14 protein-coding genes are annotated in these 14773 nt (G+C 72.0%); 9 read left to right on the top strand and 5 right to left on the bottom strand.

Annotated elements, in window-relative coordinates:
* Positions 1–31: 31 nt before the first annotated feature.
* Entirely contained in the window at positions 32–1516 is a 1485-nt protein-coding gene (locus ACT3TZ_RS06115; protein WP_444582510.1) for a dicarboxylate/amino acid:cation symporter, read from the bottom strand.
* A 202-nt stretch (positions 1517–1718) separates the two neighbouring features.
* Between ACT3TZ_RS06115 and ACT3TZ_RS06120 the strand changes: the two genes are divergently transcribed.
* Both ACT3TZ_RS06120 and ACT3TZ_RS06125 read left to right on the top strand, forming a co-directional pair.
* A complete protein-coding gene (locus tag ACT3TZ_RS06120) occupies positions 1719–2210 on the top strand; it encodes a pyridoxamine 5'-phosphate oxidase family protein (RefSeq protein WP_444582511.1) in 492 nt (163 codons plus the stop codon).
* A 125-nt stretch (positions 2211–2335) separates the two neighbouring features.
* Positions 2336–2725, top strand: coding sequence for a biopolymer transporter Tol (locus tag ACT3TZ_RS06125; RefSeq protein ID WP_444582512.1), 390 nt, complete (start codon positions 2336–2338; stop codon positions 2723–2725).
* Positions 2726–2883: 158 nt separating this feature from the next.
* On the opposite strand, the gene ACT3TZ_RS06130 is transcribed toward ACT3TZ_RS06125, so the two are convergent.
* Positions 2884–3363 carry a GNAT family N-acetyltransferase gene (locus ACT3TZ_RS06130; protein WP_444582513.1) on the bottom strand — a complete coding sequence of 160 codons (480 nt, stop codon included), beginning with the start codon at positions 3361–3363 and terminating at the stop codon, positions 2884–2886.
* Between the two features lie 216 nt (positions 3364–3579).
* Here ACT3TZ_RS06130 and ACT3TZ_RS06135 point away from each other — a divergent pair, with 216 nt between their 5' ends.
* Positions 3580–4416, top strand: coding sequence for an alpha/beta fold hydrolase (locus tag ACT3TZ_RS06135; protein WP_444582514.1), 837 nt, complete (start codon positions 3580–3582; stop codon positions 4414–4416).
* A 34-nt stretch (positions 4417–4450) separates the two neighbouring features.
* Here the strand turns inward: ACT3TZ_RS06135 and ACT3TZ_RS06140 are convergent, their stop codons facing one another.
* From ACT3TZ_RS06140 to ACT3TZ_RS06150, 3 genes are all read right to left on the bottom strand, one after another.
* Positions 4451–5143: a hypothetical protein gene (locus ACT3TZ_RS06140; protein WP_444582515.1), complete on the bottom strand. Its 693-nt coding sequence runs from the start codon at positions 5141–5143 to the stop codon at positions 4451–4453.
* 163 nt (positions 5144–5306) lie between these two features.
* Positions 5307–5846 (bottom strand): dihydrofolate reductase family protein, encoded by a 540-nt coding sequence (locus ACT3TZ_RS06145; RefSeq protein WP_444582516.1) that lies wholly within the window; start codon positions 5844–5846, stop codon positions 5307–5309.
* Positions 5847–5956: 110 nt separating this feature from the next.
* Positions 5957–7063 carry a PLP-dependent cysteine synthase family protein gene (locus tag ACT3TZ_RS06150; RefSeq protein ID WP_444582517.1) on the bottom strand — a complete coding sequence of 369 codons (1107 nt, stop codon included), beginning with the start codon at positions 7061–7063 and terminating at the stop codon, positions 5957–5959.
* Between the two features lie 198 nt (positions 7064–7261).
* On the opposite strand from ACT3TZ_RS06150, the gene ACT3TZ_RS06155 reads away from it, so the two are divergent.
* The 6 genes from ACT3TZ_RS06155 (at position 7262) to ACT3TZ_RS06180 (ending at position 14289) form a co-directional block, all read left to right on the top strand.
* On the top strand, positions 7262–8272 hold the full coding sequence (locus ACT3TZ_RS06155; RefSeq protein ID WP_444582518.1) for a siderophore ABC transporter substrate-binding protein: 1011 nt from the start codon (positions 7262–7264) through the stop codon (positions 8270–8272).
* A complete protein-coding gene (locus ACT3TZ_RS06160) occupies positions 8269–9279 on the top strand; it encodes an ABC transporter permease (RefSeq protein ID WP_444582519.1) in 1011 nt (336 codons plus the stop codon). The genes ACT3TZ_RS06155 and ACT3TZ_RS06160 overlap by 4 nt, the downstream gene beginning before the upstream one ends.
* Positions 9272–10315 (top strand): iron chelate uptake ABC transporter family permease subunit, encoded by a 1044-nt coding sequence (locus ACT3TZ_RS06165; RefSeq protein ID WP_444582520.1) that lies wholly within the window; start codon positions 9272–9274, stop codon positions 10313–10315. The genes ACT3TZ_RS06160 and ACT3TZ_RS06165 overlap by 8 nt, the downstream gene beginning before the upstream one ends.
* Positions 10312–11076 (top strand): iron ABC transporter ATP-binding protein, encoded by a 765-nt coding sequence (locus tag ACT3TZ_RS06170; RefSeq protein WP_444582521.1) that lies wholly within the window; start codon positions 10312–10314, stop codon positions 11074–11076. Before ACT3TZ_RS06165 ends, ACT3TZ_RS06170 begins: the two co-directional genes overlap by 4 nt.
* Before the next feature lie 92 nt (positions 11077–11168).
* Positions 11169–12470 (top strand): GNAT family N-acetyltransferase, encoded by a 1302-nt coding sequence (locus tag ACT3TZ_RS06175; protein ID WP_444582522.1) that lies wholly within the window; start codon positions 11169–11171, stop codon positions 12468–12470.
* 439 nt (positions 12471–12909) lie between these two features.
* Positions 12910–14289, top strand: coding sequence for a hypothetical protein (locus ACT3TZ_RS06180; protein ID WP_444582523.1), 1380 nt, complete (start codon positions 12910–12912; stop codon positions 14287–14289).
* Positions 14290–14773 lie beyond the last annotated feature (484 nt).

Raw genomic sequence — 14773 nt, forward strand, 5'->3', positions numbered from 1 at the left:
CCGGGGCGGCGGCCCTGTCGCGACGCCGGGCTCAGGCCGTCGCGGGTGCCCCGTCGCGGACGCCGGTCGGTGCCCCGGCCCGGTCACCGGCGGCGGCCGAGGACGCGTCGGCATCGGCCGCGTGGAGGCCGCGGAACGGCTCGCGCCGCGCCGCCTCGTACCGCGGGCGGTCCAGGATCTTCTCGCGGGCCGCGACGATCACGGCCACGAGCGACTGCCCGGTGACGTTGACCGCGGTGCGACCCATGTCGATGATCGGATCGATCGCCAGCAGCAGGCCGACGCCCTCCAACGGCAGCCCCAGCGTCGACAGCGTGAGGGTGAGCATCACGGTGGCCCCGGTCATGCCGGCGGTCGCCGCGGAGCCCAGCACGGAGACGACGACGATCAGCAGGTACTGCACGAGCGTCAGGTCGATGCCGTAGAAGTTGGCGACGAAGATCGCCGCGAGCGCCGGGTAGATCGCCGCGCAGCCGTCCATCTTGGTGGTCGCGCCCAGCGGGACCGCGAAGGAGGCGTAGTGGCGCGGGACGCCCATCCGCTCGGTGACGGCCTGGGTGACCGGCATCGTCCCCAGCGAGCTGCGCGAGACGAAGCCCAGCGACGTCGCCGGCCACACGCCGCGCACGAACGAGCGCACGCCCAGCCCGTTCAGACGCAGCAGCACCGGGTAGACGACGAGCGCGACGAGCGCCAGGCCGATGTAGATGTCGGCCACGAACCAGCCCAGCGAGCCGATCGCGTCCCAGCCGTAGCTGGCCACGGCGTTGCCCAGCAGGCCGATGGTGCCGATCGGCGCCAGCCGGATCACCCACCACAGGAGCTTCTGGACGATCTCCAGCAGCGAGCGGACGACCGCCAGGAACGGCTCGGCCTTCGCGCCCACCGACAGCACGGCGATCCCCACGGCGATGGAGATGACGAGGATCTGCAGGGTGTTGAAGCCCAGCGACACGCTGCCGTCGTCCCCGCCGGAGCCCTCGATGGCCAGGAAGTTGGCCGGGACCAGGCCGATCAGGAAGTCGAGCCACGAGCCCTGGGTCGAGGAGGCCTGGGCCGCCGAGGCGTCGACGCTGCTGCGCGAGCCCGGGCTGGTGAGGATGCCCAGCCCGATGCCGATGCTCACCGCGATGAGCGCGGTGATGGCGAACCACAGCAGGGTCTGCCAGGCCAGGCGGGCGGCGTTGGTGACCTTCCGCAGGTTCGCGATCGAGGAGACGATCGCGAGGAACACCAGCGGCGGCACGAGGGCCTTGAGCAGGGTGACGAAGGTGGTGCCGATCGTGTCCAGCGTGGTGGTCAGCCAGTTGTCACCGGCCTCCCCGTCGGGGCCCGCGCCGGGCACGGTGCCGAGCTGGGCGGCGACGAGGCCGAGCGCGACGCCCAGCACCAGGCCGATGAGGACCTGGACGCCGAAGGGGATCCGGGCGATCGCCCGCAGCGGGTTGCGGGAGCGTCGAGGGGACTCCGGCGCTGCCGCCGGATCGGTCGTGGGGGAGGAGGTCGAGGAGTTCACGGCCGACAGCCTAGAAAGCTCATCGAGGACGGGGCAAAAGAATCGCTTGGGTCCGTGACGGGCCGGACACCGTGATCCGGGGCAGGGTGCCGCGCGGCATCGACAGGCCGGCGGCACTCGGGCACGATGAGGAGCGGACACGAGACGTGCAGCGATGCCGGAACCCCCGGTCGCCGCGCGCATCCCAGAGGAAGGCACGGCCATGACCGATCAGCACGAGCAGGACCTGACCCCCGAGCGCGTCATCGAGCTCATGCGCGGCGAGCGTTTCGTGATGCTGTCCAGCGTCACCGCCGACGGCAAGATCGTCTCCCACCCGATGACCCCGCTGGACGTCACCGCCGAGGCGGACACCTGGTTCATCACGAGCTCGACCAGCGGACTCTACGAGACCTTCGTCGAGGGCGCCGAGGTCAACCTCTCCTTCGCCGAGACGGGCTCGTGGCTCTCGGTGTCCGGCCGGATCCGTGTGGTCGATGACCGCGCGAAGCTCGAGGACCTCTGGAACGACCGGATCGGCGTGTACTTCGAGGACGGGATCGACGACCCCACCGTGCGCCTGCTGCGCGTCGACGGGGAGTCCGCGCAGTTCTGGGGCAGCCCCGGCGGCCGGGCTGGTGCGCTCCTGGACCTCGTGGCCGCCCGGCTCAAGGGCGAGCGACCCAGCGGGACCTCCGGCACGACGGAGCTGTGAGAGGCGCGGCGCCTGCGCGACGGTCGGACGCGACCACGCGGTCCGCGGGCGCATCCGGCCCTGCGGGCTCTGACGAGGGATCCGAACGCACCGCGGATGGAACTGAGCGCGCTGACGACGGCCCCGTGCGCTCTGACGAGGGGTCCGAACGCACTGCGGATAACCCTGAGCGCTCCGGCGTGGAGGCCGCGCCCGCGGCGGACGGCCCCGAGCGCACCGAGGATGGCCGCTGGATCGTCGTGCGCGGCAGGCGGTGGCGCGCCACGGACCCGGAGCTGTCCGAGGACCTCGCCGACGCCCTGCGCTCCCGCCTGGGCCGGGCGCGTTCCGCGGTCGGTCGGGCGGCGGACGACGAGGCGCGGTCGCGGGCCCGTCGCCAGGTCCAGCTGGCCAAGGAGGGCCTGGGGGAGCGCGGCGAGCCCTGGTGGGACCTGGATCCGGCGGCGCGGCAGGCACGGGCCCGGGACCGGCTGGACCGGTTGGAGGAGGACGGGGACCCGGCCTCGGGGCGGTGACGCGTGGGCATCGCCGTGGATCGCTGTGCCGCGGGCCGCCCTCTTCCGGACGGTTCCGGCCCGGACGGCCTCACGCCGGATCGCCACGTCCCGTCGGCTTCACGCGGGACCGCCACGTTCCCTCGGCCGCGGCCCGGCCCGTCATGCCCCCGTCGGCCTCACCCCAGGCGCAGCTCCATGTAGGTGCTGAGCGGGTCCGGGCCGTAGTCGGCGAACGGCCCCCGCTCCACGAAGCCGTACCGCGCATACAGGCGCCGGGCGGGCGCGAAGAACTCCATCGACCCGGTCTCCAGCAGCAGCCGGTGGTGCGCGGAGCCGACGGCGTGGTCGCGGGCGTGGGCCAGCAGGGCCGCGGCGATGCCCCGGCCCCGGAACGCCGGGTCGGTCCGCATGCTCTTGAGCTCGGCGTCACCATCGCCCAGGTCCTTGAGCGCCAGCGTGCCGACGAGGCGATCCCCGATCCGTGCGCCCCACACGGTGACCGCGGGATCGCGGAGTCCGTCGAGGTCGAGCGCGTGCTGGCTCTCCGGCGGCGCCGTGGGGCTCATGTCCCGCAGGTGCGAGGCGATGAACCCCTGGACCTCGGCATCGTCGAGGTCCACCGGGGCGATCGTGAGGGGCGCGGGCGTGGAGGTCATCGCGCCACCGTATCCGGGCGCCGGGTCGTGCGTGCCGAGCACCGGAGGGTGGTACCCGGTGCGGGGGACGCGAGGACGCTGCGCCGCGTCGTCGACTGCGGGCCGTCGAAGGGGCCGGCGGCCTGCGAGAAGTCCTGGACGCACCGCGGCACGAGGAGGCGCGGCACCTCGGCGACGGCGAGAGGATGGCCACCACCTGCCGGTACGGTCGTCCCCATGCGCGAAGACCTCACCCTCGCAGACGGCGCCACCCTCGTGACCTGGACCACCGGCACCTTGCGCGAGCTGCTTCCCGTGGTGCTCGTCCACGGCGGCCCCGGGCTGTGGGACCACCTCGGCGACCTCGCCGCGCTCCTCGAGGGCGAGACCCTCGTCCACCGCTACGACCAGCGCGGGTGCGGTCGCTCCTCGGCCGTCGATCCGGAGGAGATCTCGATCCCGCGGTCCATCGAGGATCTGGAGGAGCTGCGGGCCCATTGGGGGCACGAGCGGTGGATCGTCATCGGACATTCGGCGGGTGCCGCGCTCGCCGTGGCGTACGCGGGTGCCCACCCGGAGGCCGTCGCGGCCATCGGCTACCTCGACGGCACCGGGGTGGGGGACTGGCGCACCGCCCACCGCGCCGAGCGGGCACGTCGGGAGGGTGAGGACGCCGCCCGAAGGCAGGAGCTCGAGGCGCTGGACCCCCGCACCCGCGAGCAGGAGATCGCGTGGCGCACCCTGTGCTGGGTCACCGACGACGCCGACCCCGTGATCGGACGCGTCCGCGCCCGCGAGATGGCCGCTGAGGACCTCCCCATCAATGCCGCGGCCCACGCGGCGCTGAGGGTCGAGGACGCGGACCTCATCGCCGCGCTCGCCGGTTTCGAGGGCCCGAGCTGGTTCGTCCATGGTGCCGCGGACCCGCGACCGGTCGCTCCGGTGATGGACCTCGCCGCGCGCGCCGCCGTCCCCCGCAAGCGGATCATCGAGGATGCGGGGCATCTGCCCTGGATCGAGCAGCCCGAGCGCACCCGCGAGGTGCTCTCGGAGGTGCTGCACTCGGCCCGGTGAGCCGCACCGCGGGCCGCGGCGGGGCTCACCCCGGTCAGGCTGCGGGGATGGTGAACTCGCCGCGGAACTCCGGGATGACCGTGTCCTTGCCCAGCACCTTGGCCTCGGGCCGGATGTAGGCGGCGGTGTAGGTGTCCTTGCGCTTCTCGGCGACCAACGCGATCCAGCCGCTCGGGTTCCCGCCATCGCGGCGCGGTGCGCTGTCGAAGGCGGTGAGCCCGGCCGCGGTGATCTCGGGCTCCAGGGTCAGCGTGGTGTTGTCCTCGTCCGGCTGACCGGGGTTGATGTGGAAGTCGCTCGGGGTGATCGACCCGCCGTACTGCGTCCCGGGCGTGGCCGCGACCTGCACGTAGATCACCTCGCCGCCGCGTTCGACCGCGCGGGCCTGACGCTCGGTGGCGACGTCGCGCAGCACGGAGACGATCGTGATCGTGTCGCCCAGCGCCTCGTCCCGCAGCTCGGCGCCGACGGGAAGCTCCGCCGAGGGGCCGGCGCCGGCGCTCGCGCCCTCGGCGGCGTCCGAGGTCTCGTCCTCGCTCGGGGCGGGCGTGGCGCCCCCGTCGTCGGAGCCGCCCGTGCCCTTCTCGGCGGGTTCGGTCGTGCCGCGGCCCTCGCCTCCGGTCGTCACGGAGCCCGAGCCTCCGCAGGCGGTCAGTCCCAGCACGCCCAGGGCCCCGAGAGCCCCCAGGGCGCCGCGTCGAGTCAGTCGTGCCGTCGTGGTGGTCATGGGATCTCCTCGTCCGGGGGTGTCGCGGCCACGGGGCGTGCCGCGTCGGTCCCAGAAGCGTAGAAGAGGCCGATGGCCTGCGGCGATGGGGAGGACTCCCTGGGGAGAACTCCCCATGGGGGCGCAGGGTCGATGGGGGCGACGCCCCCGCCCACCCCTGCCCTCAGCGTCGCGGTACGTATCGCAGCACGACGGCGCCCGAGGCGAGGTCGCTGCGTCCGGTGGGCTCCAGGTCGATCCCCTCGGGGAGCCCGTCGAGGATCCGAGGTCCGTGGCCCGCGATGCGGGGATGGACCACGAACTCGTACTCGTCGATCAGTCCCAGAGTGGCCAGGGCCAGCGGCAGCCGCACGCCACCCAGCATCACGCCGCGCGGGGACTGCTCCCGGATGTGCGTCACGGCGGCGGTCAGATCCCCGCGCACCAGCTCGGCGTTCCAGTCGACGGATTCGAGGGTGGAGGAGACGACGTGCTTGCGCAGCGGGTGGATCGCGCGGGTGAAGGGGTCGTCCGCGGCCTCGGCGCCCGGTACCGGGCGGAACGCATCCTCCATCATCTGGTAGGTGACGCGGCCCAGCAGCATCGCGTCCGCGCGAGCCAGATTGGCGGCGTGGAAGGCATGCAGCTCGGCGTCGGCCTCGACCGCACGATGATCGCAGCAGCCGTCGACGGTGATGTTGATCGAGTAGCGCACGGGTCCCATCGTCGGATGCTAGATCCGTCCGGGCCGGGGCGCAGGTGGATCGCGCGGATCGGCGCGACGGTGCGTGGGCGGGTCGTGCGGATGGCCGGGCCGGTGCGCGGTCCGTCCCGTCACCGCCCGGGCAGCGGCAGCGCCTCGTGCAGCACGGCGTCCCACGGCGCGAGGTCGAAGCCCTGCGCCGTCACCCAGTCGTCGTCGTAGTAGGTGCTCGCGTAGCGGTCGCCGCTGTCGCACAGCAGCGTCACGATCGACCCGGTCTCCCCGCGCGATCGCATCTCCTGGACCAGCCGTGCGACGGCCACGAGGTTGGTGCCGGTCGAGGCGCCCACCCGGCGGTCCATCCGGGCCGACAGGAAGCGGGCGCCCGTGATCGAGGCGGCGTCCGGCACGCGCACCATCCGGTCCACGATGTCCGGCAGGAAGCTGGGCTCGACGCGCGGGCGTCCGATGCCCTCGATCCGGGACCCGGTGTCGGTGGTGACCGTGCGGTCCCCGGTGCGCCAGCCCTCGAAGAACGCGGAGTTCTCGACGTCGGCGACGCACAGCCCCGTGGGCAGGCGGTGGTACCGCAGGTAGCGGCCGATGGTCGCGCTGGTGCCGCCGGTGCCCGCCCCGACCACCACCCAGCGCGGGACCGGGTGGGGCTCGAGGGCCAGCTGCTCGAGGATCGAGCGGGCGATGTTGTTGTTGCCGCGCCAGTCGGTCGCGCGCTCGGCATAGGTGAACTGGTCCAGGAACAGCCCGCCGCACTCATCGGCCAGGCGCTGGGACTCCGACGTCATCTCGTCCGCGCGGTCCACGAGGTGGCAGGTGCCGCCCTGGGCCTCGATGAGGGCGATCTTGCGGGCGCTCGTGCTGCGGGGCACGACGGCCACGAACGGCACGTCGAGCATCCTGGCCACGTGCGCCTCGCTCACGGCGGTGGACCCCGAGGACGCCTCGATGACGGGCATCCCCGGTCGCAGCCAGCCGTTGACCAGGGCATACAGGAACAGGGAGCGGGCCAGGCGATGCTTGAGGCTGCCCGTGACGTGGGTGGACTCGTCCTTGAGGTAAACGTCGATGCCCCAGTCCGCGGGGAGCTCCAGTCGCAGCAGATGGGTGTCGGCGCTGCGCCGGGCATCGGCGTCCAGGCGCCGTACGCGCTCGGCGACCCAGGCGCGCAGGGCCGGATCGGTGCGATCGAGGTCCTCGAGATCGGTGAGGCGAGGGGACATCGGCGCGGGCTCCTTCGTGCGGGACATCGGAGGCGGCGGGCGCGCCCCGCGCCGCCCGGCAGTCGATGGTCCCACGGTGCGAGGCGATGCGGCGCCCGTCCCATTTCACGGCAACAGCGTTTCGTAATTCTGTCAGAGCAGGCTAGCCTTACCGCGTCGCCATCGGCGGCCCCCACCCCCCGCAGAACAGGAGCCACCATGTCCTCGATCACCCGCCGCCGCTTCGGCCTCGCCGCCACCGCAGGAGCGCTGGGCCTCGGCCTCGCCGCCTGCGCCGACGACTCCGGCACCGACGACGCGGCCTCCGGCGGCGCGAGCGACGCCGGCGGCGCCTCGAGCGTCGAGGTCGAGGACAACAACGGCGCGCACACCATCGCCCTGCCCCCGAAGTCCGTCGTCGCCACCGACAACCGCACCTTCGAGACGCTCTCGGACTGGGACGTGAAGCTCTCGGCCGCCGCGGTCGCCCTGATGCCCTCGACCATCGCCTACAAGGACGACACGAGCATCGTCGACCTCGGCAACCACCGCGAGCCGAACCTCGAGGCCGTCGTCGCCGCCGAGCCGGACCTCATCGTCAACGGGCAGCGCTTCTCCCAGTTCCACGACCAGTTCGCCCAGCTCGCCCCGGACGCCACCATCCTCGAGCTGGATCCCCGGGACGACCAGCCCTTCGACGCCGAGCTCAAGCGCCAGGTCTCCGTGCTGGGCCAGGTGTTCCAGAAGGAGACGGAGGCCGCGGCACTGGGCACCGCGCTCGACGACGCCGTCACCCGTGCCAAGGCCGCCTACAAGGCCGAGGACACGGTCATGGCCGTCATCGTCTCCGGCGGCGAGATCGGCTACGTCGCCCCGACCGTCGGTCGCACGATGGGCCCGCTGTTCGACGTCCTGGGCCTGACCCCGGCGCTGAAGGTCGAGGGCGCCGACGACGACCACCAGGGCGACGACATCTCCGTCGAGGCGATCGCGCAGTCCAACCCGGCGTGGATCCTCGTCATGGACCGGGACGCCGCGGTCTCCGCGGACGACCCGAGCTACAAGCCCGCCGACGAGGTCATCTCGGGCTCGGCCGCGCTGCAGGGCGTCACCGCCGTCCAGCAGGGCCATGTGCTCTACATGCCCGCCGACACCTACACCAACGAGGGCATCCAGACCTACACGGAGTACATCGGCTCCCTCGCGGACGCCTTCGAAGCCCAGAAGTGACGTCCCGCTCCGCCGAGCCTGCGCCGGCCCCCTCCCCGGGGTCGGCGCGCGGCGCCCGGCGACGCCTGCTCGACCCCTGGCTGCTGCTGGGGGTCGCGGGCGTCACGGGCCTGCTCGTCCTCTCCCTCGCGACCGGCCAGTACGACATCCTGGGTGCCGAGGACGGCCGGCAGATGTTCGAGGTCACCCGCGTCCCCCGCACCATCGCCCTCGTGCTCGCGGGCGCCGCGATGGCCATGTCGGGCCTGATCATGCAGCTGCTGACCCAGAACCGCTTCGTCGAGCCCACCACCACCGGCACCACCGAATGGGCGGGCCTGGGACTGCTGGCGGTCATGATCATCGCCCCGACCTCGGGCATCATGCCGCGCATGCTCGGGGCGATCCTCGCGGCCTTCGTCGGCACCATGATCTTCTTCGCCTTCCTGCGCCGGGTGACCCTGCGCTCCTCGCTCATCGTCCCGATCATCGGGATCATGCTCGGGGCCGTGGTCGGCTCGATCTCCACGTTCATCGCGCTGCAGACCGACATGCTGCAGAGCCTCGGCGTGTGGTTCGCGGGGTCCTTCACCTCGGTGCTGAAGGGCCAGTACGAGCCGCTGTGGGTGGTGCTCGGCGTGGCCGTGGCGGTGTTCGTCGTCGCGGACCGCTTCACCGTCGCGGGGCTGGGCAAGGAGATCTCGACGAACGTCGGGCTGAACTACGAGCGGATCGTGCTGCTGGGCACGGGGCTCGTGGCGATCACCACCGGCGTGGTCACCGTGATCGTCGGCAACCTGCCGTTCCTGGGACTCATCGTCCCCAACCTCGTCTCGATGTTCCGCGGCGACGACCTGCGCTCGAACCTGCCGTGGGTGTGCCTGCTGGGGATCGCCGTGGTCACGGTGTGCGACCTCGTGGGCCGCACGATCATCGCGCCCTTCGAGATCCCGGTGTCGCTGATCCTCGGGGTGGTGGGCGCCGCGGTGTTCCTCGCGCTGATCCTCGTGCGGTGGCGCCGTGGCTGAGCCCGTGACCCTCCCGCGCACCGCCACGACGGCTCGCCCTGGCTCCGGGGCGCTGCCGACACGTCGCGCGAAGGTCCGCTACGCGATCGTGGTGGCGGTGCTCCTCGTGCTGGCGGCGGGCTCGGCCTTCGCGCTGCTGGCCGCCGACAACCCCATGCCCCCCGGCTCCCGCGGCTTCTGGCTGATCGCCAGGCTGCGCGTCACCTCCGTCGCCGTGATGCTGCTCGTCGCGTTCTGCCAGGCGCTGGCGACGGTCGCCTTCCAGACCGTCACGAACAACCGGATCCTCACCCCGTCGATCATGGGCTTCGAGTCCCTGTACCGGGTGGTCCAGACGGGCGCGGTGTACCTGCTGGGCGTGGTGGGGATCGTCGCGCTCCAGGGGCGTGTGCAGTTCGTGCTGCAGGTCGCGCTCATGGTGGTCCTGGCCGCCCTCCTGTACGGCTGGCTGCTGACGGGCCGCCGGGGCAACATGCAGGTGATGCTGCTGGTCGGGATCATCCTGGGCGGCGGCCTCGGGGCCGTGGCGACGTTCATGCAGCGCATGCTCTCCCCGAGCGAGTTCGACGTGCTCTCGGCGCGGCTGTTCGGCTCGGTGACCAACGCCGATCCCGAGGACCTGCCCATCGCGATCCCGCTGGCCCTGGCGGCGGGCGCGCTGATCCTGCTGCGCTCCCGGCGCCTGGACGTCGTGGCCCTGGGACGCGAGACGTCGGTGAACCTGGGGGTCTCCCATCGGCGCGAGGTGATCGTGGTGCTGCTGCTCGTCTCGGTGCTCATCGCCGTCTCGACGGCGCTGGTGGGGCCGATGACGTTCTTCGGCTTCCTCGTGGCCACGCTCGCCTACCAGGTCGCGGGCACCTACGACCACCGGTTCGTGCTGCCCGTGGCCGTGCTCACCGGCTTCGTGGTGCTCGCGGGCGCCTACGTCGTCATGAAGAACGTGTTCTACGCCCAGGGGGTGGTGTCCATCATCATCGAGCTCGTCGGTGGCACCGTGTTCCTGCTGGTCATCCTGAAGAAGGGACGCCTGTGATCACCCTGTCCGCCGTCCGCAAGGACTACCGCTCCAGCGCCGGGGACGTGTCCATCGGCCCCGTGGAGCTCGAGATCCCCGCCGGCGGGATCACCGCCCTGGTGGGTCCCAACGGGGCCGGGAAGTCGACGCTGCTGACCATGGCCGGGCGCCTGCAGGACCTCGACGCCGGCAGCATCTCGATCGCCGGGCACGACGTGGCGACCACCCGCTCGACCGAGCTCGCGCGGATCGTGTCGATCCTGCGCCAGGAGAACCACTTCGTCACCCGGCTGACCGTGCGCCAGCTCGTGGGCTTCGGCCGGTTCCCGCACTCCAGGGGCCGGTTGACCGTGCAGGACGAGGCCATGGTCTCCGAGGCCATCGACTTCCTCGAGCTCACCGAGCTCGAGGGCCGCTACCTCGACGAGCTCTCCGGCGGCCAGCGCCAGCGGGCCTACGTCGCGATGGTGCTGGCGCAGGACACCGACTACCTGCTGCTCGACGAGCCGCTGAACAACCTCGACATGAAGCACTCCGTGCAGATGATGCGCCACCTCCGGCGCGCCGCCGAGGAGCTCGGGCGCACGATCGTGATCGTCCTGCACGACATCAACTTCGCCGCGAAGTACGCCGACCGGATCTGCGCGATGAAGGAGGGTCGCGTGGTGCACTACGGGCCCAGCGCCGAGATCATGCGGCCCGAGGTGCTCAGCGAGGTCTTCGACACCGAGGTGCAGGTCATCGAGGGACCGGACGGGCCGTTGGCCGTGTACTTCTGAGGGGGCGGGCGGCGGTCCGGCGGCCGTGCCCGGACGACCGGACGAGGGACGGTCCGGCAGGGGTGCGGGGCCGATGGGCCAGGATGAGGGGCATGAGTTCCCAGGAGCGACAGGCCACGCCATCGGCCAATGCGGTCCGTGCACAGGACGCCCCCGAGGTGACCTTGCGGGTGATCTCCGCACGCGACGCCAGGGTGCTGTCCTCGATCGAGACCCGTGACCGCCGGTATCTCGAGGCCGGCGCGCCCCGGCGCAGCGACGACTGGGTGAGCGTGCGCGGCCAGCGCCAGGTGATCGCCCAGGCGATCGGCGACCTCCGCGCCGACCGCGCCGTGCCGCTCGTCATCGAGGCCGGGGGCGAGCTGGTCGGCCGCATCGGCCTGAACGCCGTGGTGCGCGGCGCCTTCCAGTCCGCGAGCCTGGGCTACTGGGTGCGGCAGGACCGCGCCGGGCAGGGCATCGCGACTCAGGCCGTGCGCCAGGTTGCGGACCTCGCCTTCGGCGCGATCGGCCTGCACCGCCTCCAGGCCGAGGTGCAGGTGGGCAACGACGCCTCCGTGCGCGTGCTCGAGCGCTGCGGGTTCACCGAGTACGGGCTGGCGCGACGCTACCTGCGGCTCGGCGGAGCCTGGCGGGACTGCCGGCTGTTCCAGCTGCTCGACCCGGAGTGGGAGGAGCGGCATGTCGAGGACGCGGGCGTCGGTGAGGGTGCTCAGCCGGCCGTGGTGGGCGGGAGCGAGGCGGTGACGTCGGCCGTGGCGGGCGGACGCGCGGACGATGAGGTTCCGGACGATGGGTCCGCGGACGGCGAGTTCGAGGCCGACGGATCCGGGAACGATGGGTATGGGGACGATGTTCTCGAGGCCGACGGAACCCCGGACGGTGGGGCGGTGGACGGCGGCTCCGCGGACGATGGCTCGGTGGGCGGCGGGCTCCTGGGCGAAGGACACCTCGGCGACGGGCCGTCCCACGAGACCCGAGGATCCGTCGACATCGCCGTCGAGACGCCGGGCGCGGACGAGGCCGCGGTCCTCTACGACGAGGTCGGGTGGAGCACGTACACCCGCGACCGCGCGGTCCTCGGGCGTGCTCTCGACGGGTCCGCGGTGGTGGTGACAGCGCGGCACCGTGGACGTCTGGTGGGACTCGCACGGGTGGTGGGCGACGGCGCTGTGATCGCTTATCTCCAGGACGTCCTCGTCGTGCCGCGGTGGCGGCGTCGCGGGCTGGGCCGGCTGCTGGTCGATGCCGCGTTCGCGCCGTTCGCCGAGGTCCGGCAGCAGGTCCTGCTCACCGACGCCGAGCCCGGGCAGCGCGCGTTCTACGAGGAGCTGGGGTTCACGGAGGTCCACGACCACGAGCCGGGACTACGGGCGTTCGTGCGGATGCTCTGAGGGTCCAGGGCCTGGGCACAGGTCGGGCCGATTTGGGAGGGTGCGGGACGTCCTCGTTCAGATAGGCCCATATACGCGCTATCTGAACGAGGACGTCCCGGCATCGGCCGGGCACGGCAGAAGCCGGCGGTCGCGAGACGTGCGCGCCGGGAGCGGACGGCCGAGGGACGTGCGCGCAGGGAACGGACGGTCGAGGGACGTGCGCGCCGGGGCTCACGCAGGGGGCAACTGGACGGCGAGGTGCTTCGTCCCGGTCCGGGCTCGGGTGATCCGTCGACGTGTGAACAGCCCGTTGGTGAGCGCAGTGAGCTCCGCCACATCGCCCCTATACTCGTGCTCGCTGTCGCGGAACGTCCACAGGGACCAGCGATGACGACCACGGAGAACACAGGGGGATGCAGGGATGCGTGTGCGGGTGCTCGGAGCGAGGACGACGTGGGTGATGATCGCGGCAGGTGCCCTGGTCCTCAGCGGATGCAGCGGACCGACCGCGGGGTGGCGACATCAGGGCGCGAAGGTGGTCGAGGTCGAGGCGACGCTGGAGCGCCTCACCGCGTCGTACAAGTCCGCGATCGGGGATTCGGACGTGCCGACCACGGTGCCCAAGGATGCCCGCTGCTACTTCCAGGTCAACGAGGACAAGGACGTCAAGGACGAGGCCGTCTGCGGACCGATCCGTCAGCTCGGGTCGGACAAGAATCTCTGGGTCTCGACGCCGTTGGAAGCCCGTGGCACCGCGAAACCCGACGAGATCGTCCTCGTCGCGCCCTCGGATCCCCGTTTCGGAGAGACGACGTTCGACGCGAACTACAAGCTGCTCGACGCGCAGGGCAAGGAAGCCGACCGTGACCAGGAGGTGAAGGCACCGGCTGCCCCGAAGGCCGCGGTGGGAGACACCCCGAGCGTCGAGCCGGAGGACTCGACCCTGGACGAGCCGCTGGTGATCTCGACGCCGGACGCGACCTACTCCTTTTCCGCCCTGGGCATCAGCGACCACGTCGGAGAGGGTGCGACGCGGGTCGATGCCCCGAAGGGCGGCGCATTCGTCACCGCACAGTACGACCGATCCAAGTCCGGCGATGCCCCGAACGGCTTCACGAGCGAGGCCGTGCTCACCGTGGACGGCAAGCCGGTCGAGATCCCGGAGGGCTCGTCGACCGTCGCGGTGGCGACCGCGGGCAAGGACGCCGCGGTGTCCATCGAGTACGACGGCAACACCCAGGTGGTCTCCCTCGCCGAGCAGAAGCTCACGAGCGGTCATCCCTACATCGACCAGGAGTACGAGCCGGTCAACAAGCCGCAGAGCGTCCTGATCGGCGACGAGTCCAACGGCGCCTCGACCACCTACACGTACCAGGTCGACGCGCGGGTGACGTCGTGGGACGCGACGAACCACTGGGCGCCCGAGGGCAAGGACCGCCTGGCCCTCGCGATCAGCTTCGACGAGTCGTCCCAGTACAAGGAATCCGGGAACATCTGGACCCTGCGCTACACGGACACGACGTACACCGTCACGGGCGTCACGGTGACCGTGGACGGTCAGGCGATCCCCGTCGATCCCGCCTCGCTCGCCGTGGTCCCCCGACCCGACAACGACTATCAGAGCCAGGACAACATCGTGCAGATCGCGACGGAGATCCCTGCCGGCGCCAAGGACATCAAGGTCACGGCCTCGGTCGCTCGCAGCGGCGGGTACGTGAAGGACTCGGGCAACGCCTACCCCGCGGAGAGCCTCAAGAACGAGCCGGGGTCGATCGACCAGACGCTCGACCTCGCCGAGGTGACGCTGACGCCGACCGAGTCAGGGTGGGGCGGGTGACGGGGCGGCGCTGAGGTGACACCGGCGCCGTGACACGGCGTGGGCGAGGCCGGGGACGTGGTCGCTTGGCCGGGGTCACCAGGGCCGCGTCGATCCGGGGTCGGTGACAGAGGGTGCCGCCTGGATCGGGTTCCGGTGCCGGCTTCCTGACACGGCGTCCTGCCGCGGTCCGGCCCGCTTCGGCGGGGCGCGGGATGTCCTCGTTCCGGCAGGCACATGTAGGGCCCAGCTGAACGAGGACGTCCCGCCATCTCGGGGAGAGGGCCGGATCCTCCCGATCCCGCGCCGAACCCATGCGTCAGGCTGTTCCGGGAGGTCACGGCGGAAGTCGGCACCACGGGGCGAGGCCCGGCGACGCCGGACCCCGGCCAACCTCGCCGGACCCCGGCCAACCTCGCCGGACCCGCAGGCCCCGCCGGCCCGATTCGGGAGAGTACGGGACGTCCTCGTTCAGATAGGTCCATATAGGGGCCAGCTGAACGAG

The organism is Brachybacterium sp. AOP25-B2-12, assembly GCF_052378625.1.
Taxonomy (GTDB): Bacteria; Actinomycetota; Actinomycetes; order Actinomycetales; family Dermabacteraceae; genus Brachybacterium.